The 14,453-nt window shown below is 35.5% G+C and carries 17 protein-coding genes and 1 riboswitch; of the genes, 11 read left to right on the top strand and 6 right to left on the bottom strand.

Annotated features, from left to right (window positions below; genetic code table 11):
- Nucleotides 1-100: 100 nt before the first annotated feature.
- Nucleotides 101-1,090: a ribose-phosphate pyrophosphokinase gene (locus Q0Y70_RS02095; protein ID WP_297815944.1), complete on the bottom strand. Its 990-nt coding sequence runs from the start codon at nt 1,088-1,090 to the stop codon at nt 101-103.
- 89 nt (nt 1,091-1,179) lie between these two features.
- Nucleotides 1,180-1,836 carry an alpha/beta fold hydrolase gene (locus Q0Y70_RS02090; protein WP_297815941.1) on the bottom strand — a complete coding sequence of 219 codons (657 nt, stop codon included), beginning with the start codon at nt 1,834-1,836 and terminating at the stop codon, nt 1,180-1,182.
- Between the two features lie 88 nt (nt 1,837-1,924).
- Between Q0Y70_RS02090 and Q0Y70_RS02085 the strand changes: the two genes are divergently transcribed.
- Entirely contained in the window at nt 1,925-2,155 is a 231-nt protein-coding gene (locus Q0Y70_RS02085) for a hypothetical protein (RefSeq protein ID WP_297815940.1), read from the top strand.
- Here Q0Y70_RS02085 and Q0Y70_RS02080 read toward each other — a convergent pair.
- Nucleotides 2,152-2,979, bottom strand: coding sequence for a glycosyltransferase family A protein (locus Q0Y70_RS02080; RefSeq protein ID WP_297815937.1), 828 nt, complete (start codon nt 2,977-2,979; stop codon nt 2,152-2,154). The two genes, Q0Y70_RS02085 and Q0Y70_RS02080, sit on opposite strands and share 4 nt — an antisense overlap.
- A gap of 118 nt (nt 2,980-3,097) precedes the next feature.
- Between Q0Y70_RS02080 and Q0Y70_RS02075 the strand changes: the two genes are divergently transcribed.
- Entirely contained in the window at nt 3,098-4,066 is a 969-nt protein-coding gene (locus tag Q0Y70_RS02075) for a DUF1002 domain-containing protein (RefSeq protein ID WP_297815935.1), read from the top strand.
- Between the two features lie 56 nt (nt 4,067-4,122).
- Here the strand turns inward: Q0Y70_RS02075 and Q0Y70_RS02070 are convergent, their stop codons facing one another.
- Nucleotides 4,123-4,887 (bottom strand): ribonuclease H family protein, encoded by a 765-nt coding sequence (locus Q0Y70_RS02070; protein WP_297815933.1) that lies wholly within the window; start codon nt 4,885-4,887, stop codon nt 4,123-4,125.
- 127 nt (nt 4,888-5,014) lie between these two features.
- Between Q0Y70_RS02070 and Q0Y70_RS02065 the strand changes: the two genes are divergently transcribed.
- Together Q0Y70_RS02065 and cls are read left to right on the top strand one after the other, a co-directional pair.
- Complete coding sequence (locus Q0Y70_RS02065) at nt 5,015-5,953, top strand: alpha/beta hydrolase (protein ID WP_297815931.1); 939 nt, start codon at nt 5,015-5,017, stop codon at nt 5,951-5,953.
- 24 nt (nt 5,954-5,977) lie between these two features.
- Nucleotides 5,978-7,435 (top strand): cardiolipin synthase, encoded by a 1,458-nt coding sequence (cls, locus tag Q0Y70_RS02060; RefSeq protein WP_297815928.1) that lies wholly within the window; start codon nt 5,978-5,980, stop codon nt 7,433-7,435.
- A gap of 32 nt (nt 7,436-7,467) precedes the next feature.
- On the opposite strand, the gene Q0Y70_RS02055 is transcribed toward cls, so the two are convergent.
- On the bottom strand, nt 7,468-7,944 hold the full coding sequence (locus Q0Y70_RS02055; RefSeq protein WP_297815926.1) for a hypothetical protein: 477 nt from the start codon (nt 7,942-7,944) through the stop codon (nt 7,468-7,470).
- A gap of 131 nt (nt 7,945-8,075) precedes the next feature.
- Between Q0Y70_RS02055 and Q0Y70_RS02050 the strand changes: the two genes are divergently transcribed.
- The 3 genes from Q0Y70_RS02050 (at nt 8,076) to Q0Y70_RS02040 (ending at nt 10,209) form a co-directional block, all read left to right on the top strand.
- On the top strand, nt 8,076-8,795 hold the full coding sequence (locus Q0Y70_RS02050; protein WP_297815923.1) for an NAD-dependent protein deacylase: 720 nt from the start codon (nt 8,076-8,078) through the stop codon (nt 8,793-8,795).
- 114 nt (nt 8,796-8,909) lie between these two features.
- Entirely contained in the window at nt 8,910-9,440 is a 531-nt protein-coding gene (locus tag Q0Y70_RS02045; protein WP_297815920.1) for a methylated-DNA--[protein]-cysteine S-methyltransferase, read from the top strand.
- Nucleotides 9,427-10,209 (top strand): TerC family protein, encoded by a 783-nt coding sequence (locus Q0Y70_RS02040; RefSeq protein WP_297815917.1) that lies wholly within the window; start codon nt 9,427-9,429, stop codon nt 10,207-10,209. Before Q0Y70_RS02045 ends, Q0Y70_RS02040 begins: the two co-directional genes overlap by 14 nt.
- Here the strand turns inward: Q0Y70_RS02040 and Q0Y70_RS02035 are convergent.
- Nucleotides 10,206-10,568: a DUF488 domain-containing protein gene (locus tag Q0Y70_RS02035; RefSeq protein WP_297815914.1), complete on the bottom strand. Its 363-nt coding sequence runs from the start codon at nt 10,566-10,568 to the stop codon at nt 10,206-10,208. The genes Q0Y70_RS02040 and Q0Y70_RS02035 overlap by 4 nt on opposite strands.
- Nucleotides 10,569-10,641: 73 nt before the next feature.
- Here Q0Y70_RS02035 and Q0Y70_RS02030 point away from each other — a divergent pair, with 73 nt between their 5' ends.
- The 4 genes from Q0Y70_RS02030 to Q0Y70_RS02015 all read left to right on the top strand — a co-directional run bounded on the left by Q0Y70_RS02030 (nt 10,642) and on the right by Q0Y70_RS02015 (nt 14,452).
- Nucleotides 10,642-11,280, top strand: coding sequence for a DNA-3-methyladenine glycosylase (locus Q0Y70_RS02030; RefSeq protein ID WP_297815911.1), 639 nt, complete (start codon nt 10,642-10,644; stop codon nt 11,278-11,280).
- A 36-nt stretch (nt 11,281-11,316) separates the two neighbouring features.
- Nucleotides 11,317-11,491: riboswitch (Lysine riboswitch) on the top strand.
- 112 nt (nt 11,492-11,603) lie between these two features.
- Nucleotides 11,604-13,232, top strand: a complete 1,629-nt coding sequence (locus Q0Y70_RS02025) for an ABC transporter substrate-binding protein/permease (RefSeq protein ID WP_297815907.1) — start codon at nt 11,604-11,606, stop codon at nt 13,230-13,232.
- The gene (locus tag Q0Y70_RS02020) at nt 13,222-13,980 is read left to right on the top strand and encodes an amino acid ABC transporter ATP-binding protein (protein WP_297815904.1); all 759 of its coding nucleotides are present in this window, start codon (nt 13,222-13,224) and stop codon (nt 13,978-13,980) included. The genes Q0Y70_RS02025 and Q0Y70_RS02020 overlap by 11 nt, the downstream gene beginning before the upstream one ends.
- A gap of 205 nt (nt 13,981-14,185) precedes the next feature.
- Nucleotides 14,186-14,452, top strand: a complete 267-nt coding sequence (locus Q0Y70_RS02015) for a hypothetical protein (RefSeq protein WP_297815902.1) — start codon at nt 14,186-14,188, stop codon at nt 14,450-14,452.
- Nucleotide 14,453 lies beyond the last annotated feature (1 nt).

Genomic DNA, 14,453 nt, shown 5'->3' with positions numbered 1-14,453 from the left:
TATTAGCACTACATTTATACAAAGAAAACAAAAAAAGATTTTCAAAAACTTAAAATGTTTTTAAAAATCTTTTATTAAATATCGTTATTTATGATTAATACTATCCTTGAATTCTATTTTGTTCATCAAAAATTTTATGGATAGATTTATCGTTATAAATATAATCAATTCCCTTAGCAAGCAAGCGAGATACGGATAAACGGACCATTCTGTCAGGATACTTAGAATGTTTAATCGTATCAGTTACTACAATTTGTTCTACTGGAAGCTCATTTAAAACATCAATTGCATTTTGTGAAAGTAAAGCATGAGTTGCAGCTACATAAACTTTTTTGGCACCTGCTGCCAGAACTGACTTAGTAGATGATGCAATTCTAGAACCAGTGTCAATTAAATCATCGACAATGATTACAGTTTTGTCTTTTACATCCCCGATCATATCGTGAACTTCAGTGTCATAACGTTCACCACGTTGATCAACAATAGCAATTGGAGCATCAAAATAAGAACCAAAATTACGAGCTAACTTAGCACCAGAGTGATCTGGCGATACTACTACAACATCGTCATTGTCTTTGCTTGCAATGCCGTTATCTAAGAAGTATTGAGCTAAAATTGGCATTGCATGTAAATGATCCACAGGAATGTTATAGAAACCTTGGATTTGAGAAGCATGCAAATCTACTGCAATTAAATCATCAATCTTATTTAATTGAAGTAAGTTTGCAATTAATTTGGCTGTAATTGGCTCACGTGAACGATTCTTAGTGTCTTGGCGAGAATATGCCATATATGGAATAACTACATTAATAGAGTGGGCTGAAGCTCGGTGAAGAGCATCTAAAACAATCATCAATTCCATAAAGTTTTCATTAACTGGATCTTGAATTGATTGAATAACATAAACATCGCACCCTCTGACACTTTCAGTGATGTTTACTTGAATTTCACCATCACTAAAATGATGAACAGTAGTTTCAAGTAATGGTTTATCCAAAGCCGCAGCAATTCTTTCTGCTAAGGCTTGGTTACCACCAAGACCAATTAACTTCATTGGATGCAACATTTCGTGCAGTTCTTCTTTATTCATTATTTCCTATCCTTCTTTGAAATCAGCTAATACCAAGATGTATTATAACTAAAAAACTAGGTAAATGCTCGTAATCGCGTAAATTATTATTATTTACAAAATTCTTTAATTAAGTCTAGCAGCTTCAAACTATGCTCAACATAGCTTTCATGAGTTTGGCGCGGCATGATTATTAACCTACTATCTGGCAAAATTTCGCTATACCAGCGAACGTGAGTTACTTTAACCCAATCTTTTTCACCCACAACACACAGAGTAGGTATTTTTATACGCTTTAATTTTGCTGGTGAGATATAGGTTTCTTTTAAAGCAACTTTACTATCGCGATCGCCAATTAAGACGCTACGCAAGCTATTCCAAGTAATATGAGCAGCACTAACGCCGTTGCCATTAACATATGTACCGGCAACAATTATTTTTTCAATCAAATTAGGATACTGATAAGCCAAAGACAAGGCATCAACGCCTCCGGCCCCATAACCCAAAATATAGGGATGCTTCAAATCAAGCTCTCTAATAAAAGCTGCCAAATCTTCCACTTCTGTTTGATAGTGTGCGCTCGGCTCACCCAAACTTAAGCCATGTCCTCTCATATCAGGGACATAAACTGTGTAATAAAGAGACAGTGGTGCAAGTAGTTTGTCAAAAATTGCCCCATCTTGATGGTGACCATGTAATAAGATTAGGGGATGACCTTGCCCTAACTTTTGATAATAAAGCTCAACGCCATTAACTTTTATTTTCATAGTTTTTCCTTTGCATAAAACTAGCTTAATTTGCTTATTACTTGATACAATTAAATTAAATAATTCAAAAGTAAGGAGCTGTTAAGTAATGAACAACGAATCTGTATTTTTCAATCCTGGAGACGCGATTGCTTCATCACATGATTTTAAAGAAGCTCGTCGCAGTGCTCAAATTTTCAAAGCTGAAAAGCCAACAGCTCGAAAAATCGTAATCGCACAAAATGACAAAAATGGAGAATTTGCCGTTTACTATGCCGACGAAGTAAAAAGCACACCACTTGATGTTGGTGCGCCTCATCATATTAAAGAAAAATTTTAATTCTTCATATCTAAATCACCTAAAGCTGTCTTTTTGGCGGCTTTTTTTGTTGGATGATCTTTTGCACGCTGAGCCATCAAACTTTTAACTATTTGGTGCCACACCCGATAGTTAGCTCTAAAGTTATCTGGAATCTTTTTAGGATTGAGATTGTGAACCATACTATCGCTGCGCTGCCAATAATGATACAAAGGCTCTGAACTAAAGTAAAATCCATCAGTTAATGATACATACTTAACATTAAAAATCTGATCTTCCATAAAAGCGAGATCTTTAACAAAATACATGTGATGCTTTCTTACAACTTCAGTTAAATATCCCTTGTTCCAAGTATATCCCTTAACTGGCGAAGTAAAAATATTCGTCATCTTTTGATAAGCTTGACGTTTATTAAGTAGACCACTTTCTTTTTTTGGATCTACTGGGTGGCTTTCATTGCGTCTTTGTGCATCAATCCAAAATCCGCACGAAACCATGGCGACTGTTGGGTGTTTTTGAAAGGCTTTGACAAAAAAGGCAGTATAGCCTGGATCTACCCAATCATCCCCATCATGGAATGTAAAATATGGTGTATCAACGTGCATCATTCCAACATTTCTAGCATCAGAAAGTCCACCGTTTTTCTTATTTATTAGAGTAAAATATAAAAATTTATTACGATAAGACTCCGCAATTTGACGTGTCTTATCTTTTGAACCGTCATTAATAATCAATAATTTAAAATTCTTGTCTTCTTGATTCATCAATGCATCAAGAGCGCGGCCTAGATATTTTTCCATATTATAGACCGGCATAATAACAGTTAATAATGGCTGGCGTAACACAAGCTCTAGCCTCCTTTGCAATTGATTATAGCATCTTAACACTTATTTACATAATAGTTCCTAAATTTTAGGTTATAATATATCCAACCAAATTGGAATATATAAGGAGAAAGCATAAATGAAGAAAGTATTGACTGCACTTAGTGCATTAATTGTCAGTGGCATTTTTAGTATATTTGCTTTGCCAAATACTGAAACGGTCAAGGCAGACGATAATACTCCAGTGGTCACTTTAGGAACTTCTTTAACTAGTTCTCAAAGACAAGGAACTATTAATACTTTAACTGAATCTTTGAATTCAAGTAATTATCAAACAATTACCATTACAGGTAGTGATTTAGTAAAATACTTAAACCCTTCCGGTGCTGATTTTACTAATGAATCTGGTGTTTGGTCCAGTGCCATGATTCAAAAAACATCATCCGGTAGTGGAATCAATGTCCATATCCTACCTTACAATGGTCGCAACAACATTACCACTATTACGGCTAACCAATATAAAAATGCCGCTTTAACAGCTGGTATTAGTGATGCCGATATTTATGTAACTAGTGCTACTCCAATCGATGGCTCTGGTGCTTTGGCCGGCGTTTATGCAACCTATGCCAAAAATGGTGATAAATTAAATCAAAATCAAATTAATGCCGCTCAAAATGAAATGAACACTTTGAGTAAAATTACCCAGCAAAATAAAGACAAAGATGGCTATAGCGATGCCCAATTAAACAATGCCATTGCTGGAGCCAAATCACAAATGGCTAAGCAAGGACAAAATATTTCTAACAGTCAAATTCGCGATATTGTTAATAACCAAATTAACATCAACCACTTAGGTGACACAATCAACAACAATCAAAAAGAACAGATCGTTAACTTGTTAATTCAAATTAAAGATTCTGGTGCTTTAAAAGATAAGAACTTCCAACAACAAGCAAGCCAACTTGCTGATCAAATTCAAGCTGGTGCTAAGAATATTTTTTCAAAGTTCAATACACCTGAAACTCGCAATTGGTTCCAAAAAATCGTTGATTCAGTAGTTAACTGGTTCAAGAGCTTGTTTAGTGGAGCAATTGTTTTAAACAACTAATATTTGAATAATAAAGAAAAAGATCCAAATTTGGATCTCTTTTTTTATGGATAAAATCACATCTTATCCATGAACTTATTTAATTCATGATCGACAAATTCATTACCACGATTATTTGCATGGCCCTTGGTCCAGTCAAATTGAGCATCTGGAAAATGCGTTAATAATTCATCAATTTCTTTCCATTGAGCAACATTAGCCAAAACACCCTTGCTTTTCTTCCAGCCACGTTTTTTCCAACCAGCTAGCCAGTGCTTGTTAATAGCATCCAAAACATATTTTGAATCTAGGACAAAACGCAATTTTTTATCATTAAAACCTAACTCGATTAACCGCTTTAAGGCTTCAATCAAGGCAGTTTGTTCCATTTTATTATTAGTTGCCCCAAATTCTCCACCGGCTTTATAATCGCGTTTTTCACCATATTCAATCAAATAGGCCCAAGCTGCTTTATCAGTGGGTTTAACGTGGCCGCCTTTATAGGTACTAGTATTACGAGTACCACCATCTGTGTAAATAGTTGCAAAAAAGTCACGCTCAGTTGCTTTAACTTTTTCTTTTTCAGGTTTGAGATCATTTACTGCAAGACTGCGTCTTTCATGAGCCCTATTTTTTATTTTTTGGATTGCGTTTTCAAGTGTATCTTCTTTAACAATATCGGGTTGAGTTTCTTTATTCCAATTTAAATAAGTGGTTGCATCAGTGATTTTTGTAAAAGACTTATATTCAGCACCGGAAAAACCATCAACTTGCTCTTTTGCTTCATCCCAAGTCCGATAAATTCCAGGTACTCGTCCTTTTTTTATAGCATAATACTTCATCTTTGACCCCTTTAACCATAGATTGTTCACACTACATTTATACTAAATGTTAAAATGTTTTTATCTACTTTGCAAAGGTTTTATTATAGTCTTATCATTCAGATATTTTTCAAGAAAGGAGGAGAAAATGTTTTTTAGACAAAAAAAATACGCTGAAGAAGTTGATAAGCATCGAAAGAAAAGTAAAGACGAAAAAGAACCAAGTCTATTTTCTTCTGTTGCTTTAGGATTACTTGCAACTTTTACACTAACGCAGTGGACGCTGCATCTACATAAAAAAAAGATCATTGATACTTCAAAACGTGAGCCCAAACAAGGCGACTTTGAACAAGTGCCAATAATTTATATTCATGGCTTTCGCGGCGGTGACTATACAACTAATGTCATGATCCATCAAACTGCTAAATTGAAAAAAGATCCTGATTATTTAAAAGTCACTGTTGATGTCTTTGGTAATTTCAAACTAGAAGGCACCTGGACTGGCGACGAGCATCCCTTAGTCCAACTAGTCTTCACCCAAAAGATTATTGGGATCTACGCAATTTGTTATTTACTGAGAATGTCGCTTTCTTTTCTTTCGAAACGATATAACTTCCATCATTACGATGCCGTTTCTCACTCTTTAGGTGCACCTTGTACAGTTAAAACCGAAATGCATACGAGCTTATGGCGTAAATTTCCTCGTTTAAATAAATGTGCCTTAATTGCAGGTCCTTTTGATGGCGTAATGTATTTAGGCGATATTCCTAACGTTAACCGTCTATCTGAACGCGGGCGGCCTGTTTTAATGAGTTATTCTTATATGGGGATGCTTTTAAGCCGCGGAAGGTTTAATCCAAATATTTCTGTCTTAAATATTTATGGAAATACACTAGACGAAACTAATACTGATCGCTTTATCTCAGTAGTTTCAGCTAAATCAATTCGCTATATTTTGGCACCTGTGGCACGATACTATCAAGAAGTAGAATTTCGTGGTAAGGATGCTGAACACAGTATGTTGCATGATAATTTAATGGTAATTGATACAATTAATAAGTTTTTAGGCTTAGAAAAAAACAGCTAGTTTTTCAAGTTTCAGGGGGAAAGCATGTTTTGGGAACATGATTTTATTCAGCTTTTACTTGCCGCAAATACCATCTTAGCCTTCTACGTAGTCTTTCACAGAAAGCGGTCTGTAGCAGCTTCTTGGGCATGGCTTATCATTTTAATCATCTTTCCTGTTTTAGGATTCATCTTATACGGTTTTGTTAGTCGTGGACTTTCGCAAGAAAATCTTTTCGCTATTAACAACCAAAAACACATTGGCTTAGACAATGTTAATAAAATGATCCCGAAAGTTGCGATGCAGGCCGGGACATCGGACACTTCTAAACAAGCAGATATTTTAATTGACTATTTCAACTGGAAAAACGATGCTCCATTGTCCAAAAACAATAAAGTAACTTTTTTTACTGATGGTGAAAAAAAGTTTACTTATCTTTTTGAAGATATTGAAAAAGCTCAAGAAACCATCAATATTGAATATTATTCCTTTATGAATGATGACTTAGGTAATAAATTTTTAGATTTATTGGTTAAAAAAGCAAAACAAGGTATTAAAGTACGCTTAATCTATGATCCTTGGGGATCTCCCGGTGCAACTAAAGCTTGGTTTCAACCTCTAATTAATCAAGGTGGCGAAGTAATCGCATTTATTACCGCTCAAAATATGGTTACAAAGTACAGGATGAATTACCACCTTCACCGCAAAGTCGTCGTTATAGATGGTCGAATATCTTGGACAGGCGGTTTTAACGTCGGTGATCAATACATTAGTAAAAGTAAAAAATTTGGCTACTGGCGTGATACACACTTGCGTATTGTGGGGTCAGCTTCTCTATGTTTGCAAGAGCGCTTTGTTATGGACTGGAATGCTTCAATCCGTAATAAAAAACAAGCAATTGTCTTTTCAACACGTCTTTTCCCAAAAATTACTGAAACAAACTTAAGTGCCAATGACGTCGCAACGCAAATCGTCAGTGACGGTCCCGATCAAGAAACTCCTTATTTGCGTAACGGTATGATGCGTCTGATGATGCTCGCGCGCAAATCTTTATGGATTCAAACTCCTTATTTAGTGCCTGATGATCCAATGATTGCCACTTGGGTCACAGCCGCTCATTCAGGCGTTGATGTAAGAATTATGATTCCGTGTATGCCCGATCATCCCTTTATTTATCGAGCTACTCAATGGTATGCCAACTACTTACTTCATGAAGGAATTAAAATTTATACCTATAATGATGGCTTTTTACACGCTAAAACTGTCATGGTTGACGACCGCTTTAGTGCTGTTGGATCAATGAATCAAGATTATCGTTCATATGAGCTGAATTTTGAAGCTGATGCGATCTTTTATGACTCTAATATCACCAAACAATTAAAGGAGATTTTCGAAAACGATTTAAAAAAATGTAGTGAATTAACTATTGCTCAAACTAGTCAGTGGTCACGCTGGCTTAGATTTAAACAAGCATTTTCGAGATTATTATCACCCATTCTATAGCAAAAAAACAGATCCGGCGGGATCTGTTTTTTTTACATTATTTGTCTAACTTCAATTCCGACATTGGAGCCGACATATTTTCTCAATGTCATAATCACATCACTAATCTGTCTAGAAAAACGTAAATAATACGCTTGTCTGCGATTAGTTTGAAAAATTGCCATCACAGTTGGCTTATTAGTTGTTGGAACTTGAATCAAAGTAATATGAGCAACATCGCTATATTTAATCGTGCGCTTGAAGTAGCCACTAATAACTAATCTTTTCTTGGTTAAACCAGAAAAGCCGTCAACAATGCTAATTACCAAAAAGGCTGCGATAAAAACATTCATTACTAAATTAGGATCGTTAAAGTAATCCAAGGAGAATCCTAAGGATAAGAAAATTAAGGCCCAGATTACCGAAGAAATCCTGAAACGGGCACGATAATCTATCATCGCCTGCCAATACCAGCTATAAAATAAATATCCAACAAGATAAATACAAATCACAATGTAAAATAGTGTCATCTTTTTTCACCTAGCTTATATACTTGAATACATTATAACAGAAGAATTTTAGACTTAGCCTTATAATGAATTACGAAAGTTAGTTAACAATTGTAGCAAATTATTAAAAAAATCCAAAGCGGAGGCTAAAGATGACTGAAACAAATGATGAAAAAATCATTCAATTGCAAAAAGACTTGGATAACGCTAAGCACATCACCTATTTAACAGGTGCAGGTGTTTCAACACACTCAAATATTCCGGACTATCGTTCAAAAACTGGCATCTATAATGGCGTAAGCGAAAGTCCTGAAGTGTTACTTAGTGAAGATACTTTATACCATCATCCCGAAAAATTTCATGATTTTGTGATGAAAAACATGTATTTTCCAAATGCTAAGCCAAATTTGATCCATGAAAAAATTGCAGCCAGTTGCAATCAAAAGGGTCAATTAATTACACAAAACGTTGATGGTCTTGATAAAAAAGCTGGTAATAAACACGTTATCGAATTTCACGGTAATCTATATGACATTTATTGTACAAAGTGTCACGAAAAGATTAGTTATGAAGAATATAAAAAATCTTATCTTCATGAAAAAGATAACGGCATCATTAGACCTGGAATCGTACTTTATGGAGAAGCAATAGATCAGAAAAAACTTATAGATTCTGTCAACGCAGTTAGCTCAAGCGATATGATTGTTATCTGTGGTACTAGTTTTGTGGTATATCCTTTTGCCCAATTGTTATCTTATCGTCAGCCTGATACAAAAATATGGGTTCTAAATAATACACGAATAGTTAATAATGATGGGGTAAATTCAATTATTGATGATGCTTTAGCCACCTTTTCAAAGCTAAAAATTTGATGTAATGTTATTTTTTAATGGGTATTTACTGACACTTTGTCACTTTTGGTATACTATAATGTTATTTTTATAGTATACTATTCATGGAATAACTTTTAGAAAGGGTGCGATTTAATGCCGTTCTCTAATTCAAATATCTATTACTATGACAATGTTGAAATCAAGCCCTGGACTTACCAACTTGCAGTCAGCAATACTGGCCTTGCATTCGTTGGCCTAAAAGATGACACCAAATATTCTTCTATTTATACTTTTTATCCTAATCAAATGATGGTCCATGATCCAAAAAGAGTGGCACCATATATCCGCCAGCTCAAAGAATACTTTGCTGGAACGAGAAAAAAATTTACGTTGCCAATCGACTATGGTACTTTTGGAACTCCATTTCAAAATAAAGTCATTCAGATGATTCAAAAAATTCCCTATGGCTCAACTGTAACTTATGGAGATTTAGCAGCCGCTATCAATGGGTCAACTTCTGTTCGTGCAGTTGCTCATGCAGTAGCTCTTAATCCAAATTTAATTTTTATTCCTAGTCATCGTGTTATCCTTAATGATAAGCAAGTAGGCGGCTATCGCATGGGTGCGAAAGAAAAACTCCGTCTAATTAACTTAGAGAAGGGATATCTGAATGCAAATTCTTAGACTCTACCAACCTTTTTTCGATGGTGGAAATTGGGCACACGTTTTAACTAGTGGCAAAGATTGGATGATGATCTTAACGCTAATTTTGATGGAGTGCTTATTATCTGTTGATAACGCAGTAGTTTTGGCTGCTCAAACTCAAGTTTTACCCGATAAAGAAGAACAAAGAAAATCATTAGTTTACGGTTTATGGGGAGCATACCTTTTTCGGTTTATTGTTATTGGAATTGGTACTTATTTAATTAATTTCTGGGAAGTTAAATTATTAGGTGGCTTATATCTATTTTACTTAGTTTATAAGTACTTCTATGATGTCCGGCACCCAGAAAAAGTTGCAGCTGAAGAAAAGAAAAAAGAAGCTAATGAAAAAGAAAAAGTATTAAAAAAAGGCAAGCATCGCTTGTCCTTATTTTGGAGAACTGTTATCTCGATTGAATCAATGGATATTGTCTTTTCGATTGATTCAGTTTTAGCTGCCTTAGCTATGTCAAATAATCCTGTCGTTGTTTTGATTGGTGGAATGATTGGGATTCTATGTATGCGAGGCGTTGCCGAAGTAATTATTAAGCTAATGGAAATTATTCCTGAACTACAAACAATGGCTTATGTTTTAATTGCGATTATCGCTTTAAAGCTCTTAATTTCGCTTCCGCCGCTCAATTTCAAGCTTCCCGATACTGTTTTTGCAGCAATTGTCTTTTCAACAGTGGCTCTTACAATTCTTTTTCACTATCTGCGACAAGCTCGCCATGGCAAAAGAATGCCTTAATTCAAATGATTTAAAACATATTCTTTTAATGCAACCGCTTGGTTGCATTTTTTGTTCTTAGCACCATATAAAAATAAAACATTTTCATTTGTTAAATGATTTTTGACATCAGTGATAAATTCCTTTGTATAAGAATTTTTATCAAGCTCTTTAAAGTATTTTTCTTTAAAGGTCGGATACTTATCATCTTCATGATTAAACCACTTGCGCAAATCAGTGCTTGGTCCAATTTCTTTATCCCACTTGTCCAAATGAGCACGTACTTTACTCATTCCTCTGGGCCAAAGACGGTCTACCAAAATGCGATAACCATCAGGCTGATTATGATCATAAATTCTAACAACTTCTATTTCAGGCATAGTAATCACTTTTCCTTTTTTATTTTCTATTCTAGAATTAGTTTAACGCTATAACTAAGAAGTGAAAAAAATAATGAAGGCAAATCCATTTTTTACAAATCGCTCAACAGCTGCTATCGCTCAAGACTTATTAGGACGCAGGCTAAGTTTTGACATTGGAAAAGAAATTCTAAGTGGAACCATTGTTGAAACAGAAGCTTATGTCGGCGTAAAAGATCGTGCAGCTCATTCTTTTAACGGTCGTCGCTCACAAGCAAATGAAGGCTTATACCGTGCTGGCGGCACTTTATATATTTATTCACAGCGTCAATATTTCTTTTTCGATGTCGCAACGCAGCAGGAAAATGAGCCTGAGGGAGTTTTAATTCGAGCAATTGAGCCTGAAACGGGGATTGAAACTATGATTAAAAATCGCCACGGCAAAAATGGCACCTTACTAACTAACGGTCCCGGCAAAATGATGCAGGCGTTTGGCATTACTAGCCGCAAGTGGGATCTTCATCCCTTACAAGACTCACCTTTTGATATTGATTTAAATCATAAAAAGAAAATTGAAAAAATCATCGCTTTACCAAGAGTAGGTGTGAGTCAAGCAGATCCCAAGTGGGCCAAGAAAGAATTACGCTTTATTGTTAGCGGAAATCCTTATGTTTCTGACATTAAGAAAAAAGATATCAAAGAAAATCACGGTTTTGTATTGACAAAAAATTAGATATCGTTTAATCTTTTCATCAGTTAAATAAATCCCCAATGCAATAGAGGTTGCGACAGTCACGAAAATAATGTGAGTTCACGAAGACTATGATCATTATTTTTAGGGCTTTCGCCGAAATAAGCGAGACTTTCGTGAGTTAAGCTTGTTGGGCCGCAAGACAAAATCTTGCGGACTGTCCTGGTAGTCCCCAGGGAGCGCTATATGATTTGGTTTAAGTACTGATGATTTACCCTCGTTGTTTTGGTTAACAACGAGGTTTTTATTTACGCTTTTATTGTATTGGCTTTATTTGAAATTATTTTTTGGAGGTATATTTCAAAGTGAAGTCAAAAACAACATGGCTAACTGCCCTAATGGCTATAATTCTAAGTTTATTTATTGGTTTGCATTTTACCTCAAACCAAGCTCAGGCTGCTTCTAAAGAGCCGGTCTTAAAAATTGGTATGGAGGCTAACTACCCTCCTTACAACTGGACACAAACAACTGATGCAAATGGTGCTGTTCCAATTGATGGTTCTAAGCAATTTGCTAATGGATACGACGTCCAAATTGCCAAAATCATTGGTAAAAAACTTCACCGTCGCGTCGTAGTTGAAAAAACGCAATGGGATGGGTTACTGCCTGCATTAACTTCTGGCAAGATTGATTTGATTATTGCCGGTATGTCTCCTACTGCTGAAAGAAGAAAGGCAATTAACTTTTCTAATCCATATCGTAAAAGTACTTTTGTAGTTATTGTTAATAAAGCTAGCAAATATGCAACTGCTAAGAACTTACAAGATTTCAAAGGTGCTAAGCTAACTGCTCAACAAGGTACTTTGCACTATGATTTAATTAAGCAACTCAAAGGTGCTAAGCGCGAACCTGCAATGCGTGACTTTTCAGCAATGCGTCAAAGTCTATCATCCGGTACAATTGATGGTTATGTAGCTGAAGATATTGAATATGAAAGTTACCACAGAGTAAATCCAAATATCGTTGCAGTTAACTTAAACAAGATGTCTGGCTTTACTGTTCCAGCAGACGATTCAATCACTAGTATCGGTGTTAAGAAAGGCAATACTAAGCTTTTAAATAGCGTTAACGATGTTTTAGCAGGAATTTCTACTCAAAAGCGTAACCAATTAATGGCTACTGCTATTAAAGAACAACCTAAAGCCGGCAGTTCTTCTTCTACTTCAACTAAGAAGGAAAACTGGTTTATGGCAATTATGCGTCAATATGGTGGCATGATCTTAGGTGGGGTCGGAATGACTTTACTATTAGCCTTAGTTGGTACTGCTGCCGGATTCTTTATTGGTTTATTAGTAGGAATTGTTCGTACTATCCCTACCCCTAAGTCAACTGGTAAGAAGTGGGGCTTAAAGATTGTTGATTGGATATTAGCGGTTTATATTGAAGTTTTCCGTGGTACTCCTATGATGGTTCAAGCAGCTGTTATCTACTATGGAATCGCTCAATTATGGCACTTAAACTTAAATAGAACTGTAGCTGCTTTAGTAATTGTCTCAATTAACACAGGTGCTTACTTAGCCGAGGTTATCCGTGGTGGTATTAATGCAACTGCAAAAGGACAATTTGAAGCTGCAAGTGCTTTGGGTATGACCCACTCTCAACAAATGTGGCACATCATTTTGCCACAAGCTATCAAGAACTGTTTACCATCAATTACTAACGAATTTATCGTTAACATCAAGGATACTTCCGTATTAAGTATTATTTCAGTATCAGAATTATTCTTTGTTGGTACAACTGTTGCCAGTCAAACATTCGAATTCTTCCAAACCTACTTCATTATTTCAATGATTTACTTGATTCTTACTTTCTCAATTACTCGAATCTTCAACTTCATTGAAAGAAAACTGGAAGGTCCTAAGAATTACAACTTAATGGCTAACCAACTTCAAGTACAAGATCCAAAGGAGACCGGATTTGAACATGAACAATAATAACGAACAACATATCTTACAAGTAGAACATTTACAAAAAAATTATGGTGACCACAAAGTTTTGCGTGATATTTCCTTTAACATTAACCAAGGCGAAATCATGACAATTATTGGACCTTCCGGTGGTGGTAAATCTACTATGCTTAGATGTATCAACTTACTAGAAGAGCCAACAGGTGGAAAAATCCTTTTTCACGGAAATAACATCTTAGATCCTAAGTTCGACCTAAATACTTATCGTTCAAAAGTCGGGATGGTATTTCAACAATTCAACCTTTTTAATAATAAAAATGTTCTTCAAAATTGCATGATCGGACAAGAAATGGTTCTAGGTCGCTCCAAGAGTGAAGCCAAAGAAACTGCAATTAAGAACTTAAAAAAGGTTGGGATGGATTCATTTATTGACGCCAAACCCAGTCAACTATCTGGTGGTCAGCAGCAACGTGTTGCTATTGCCCGAGCTATTTCGATGGACCCGGAAGTCTTACTTTTTGATGAACCAACAAGTGCTCTTGATCCTGAAATGGTTGGTGAAGTTTTAAATACTATGAGTAACTTAGCTAAAACTGGTTTAACAATGGCAATCGTTACTCATGAAATGGGCTTTGCTCGTGACATTTCTGATAAAGTATTATTTATGAGCGATGGTGTGATTGCTGAACAAGGAACGCCAGATCAAATCTTTAACCATCCTCAAGAAGAAAAAACGCAAAAGTTCTTACGTAACTTTAGACGTGAACAATTTTAAAGAAAGGATTCCTGCGTGATACATCCCATCTTCGTGAATAATTGAATACTTTATGTATTTCAATCGTCCACTTTGGTGGGATTGTATCAGTTGGAATCCTTTTTACTATCTCTAAAAGTGCAATTAATTGAATTAGATCGGTCACGGATTCATACTGTTTATTGAAGAGATGATACATGTTACTTGAAGGAAAGGAGTTACAATTATGTTCACCTTTGTATTTTGGATACTGTTGATTTGGTTTATTATTAACGTTATTTGGATGTGGTTTGTTCTTAATAAACAAGGCTACCAAAAGACATTTGCTTGGATCAATGTCTGCGCAATCATCATTGGCTTTTGGGTATACTACGGCGTTAGCCACAATCCAGGAGCTTTAGCTGACTGGTTTATTTGCCTTAATTGGGTTAACGTTGTATTGGCCTGCATCCAATTTTACTTTGGCTATCGTAAACTAAATAGTAATGATTAAA

The organism is uncultured Lactobacillus sp. (genome assembly GCF_947367085.1).
Taxonomy (GTDB): domain Bacteria; phylum Bacillota; class Bacilli; order Lactobacillales; family Lactobacillaceae; genus Lactobacillus.
The sequence above is the reverse complement of the archived record's forward strand: the minus strand, read 5'-3'. Positions and strand labels throughout refer to the sequence as shown.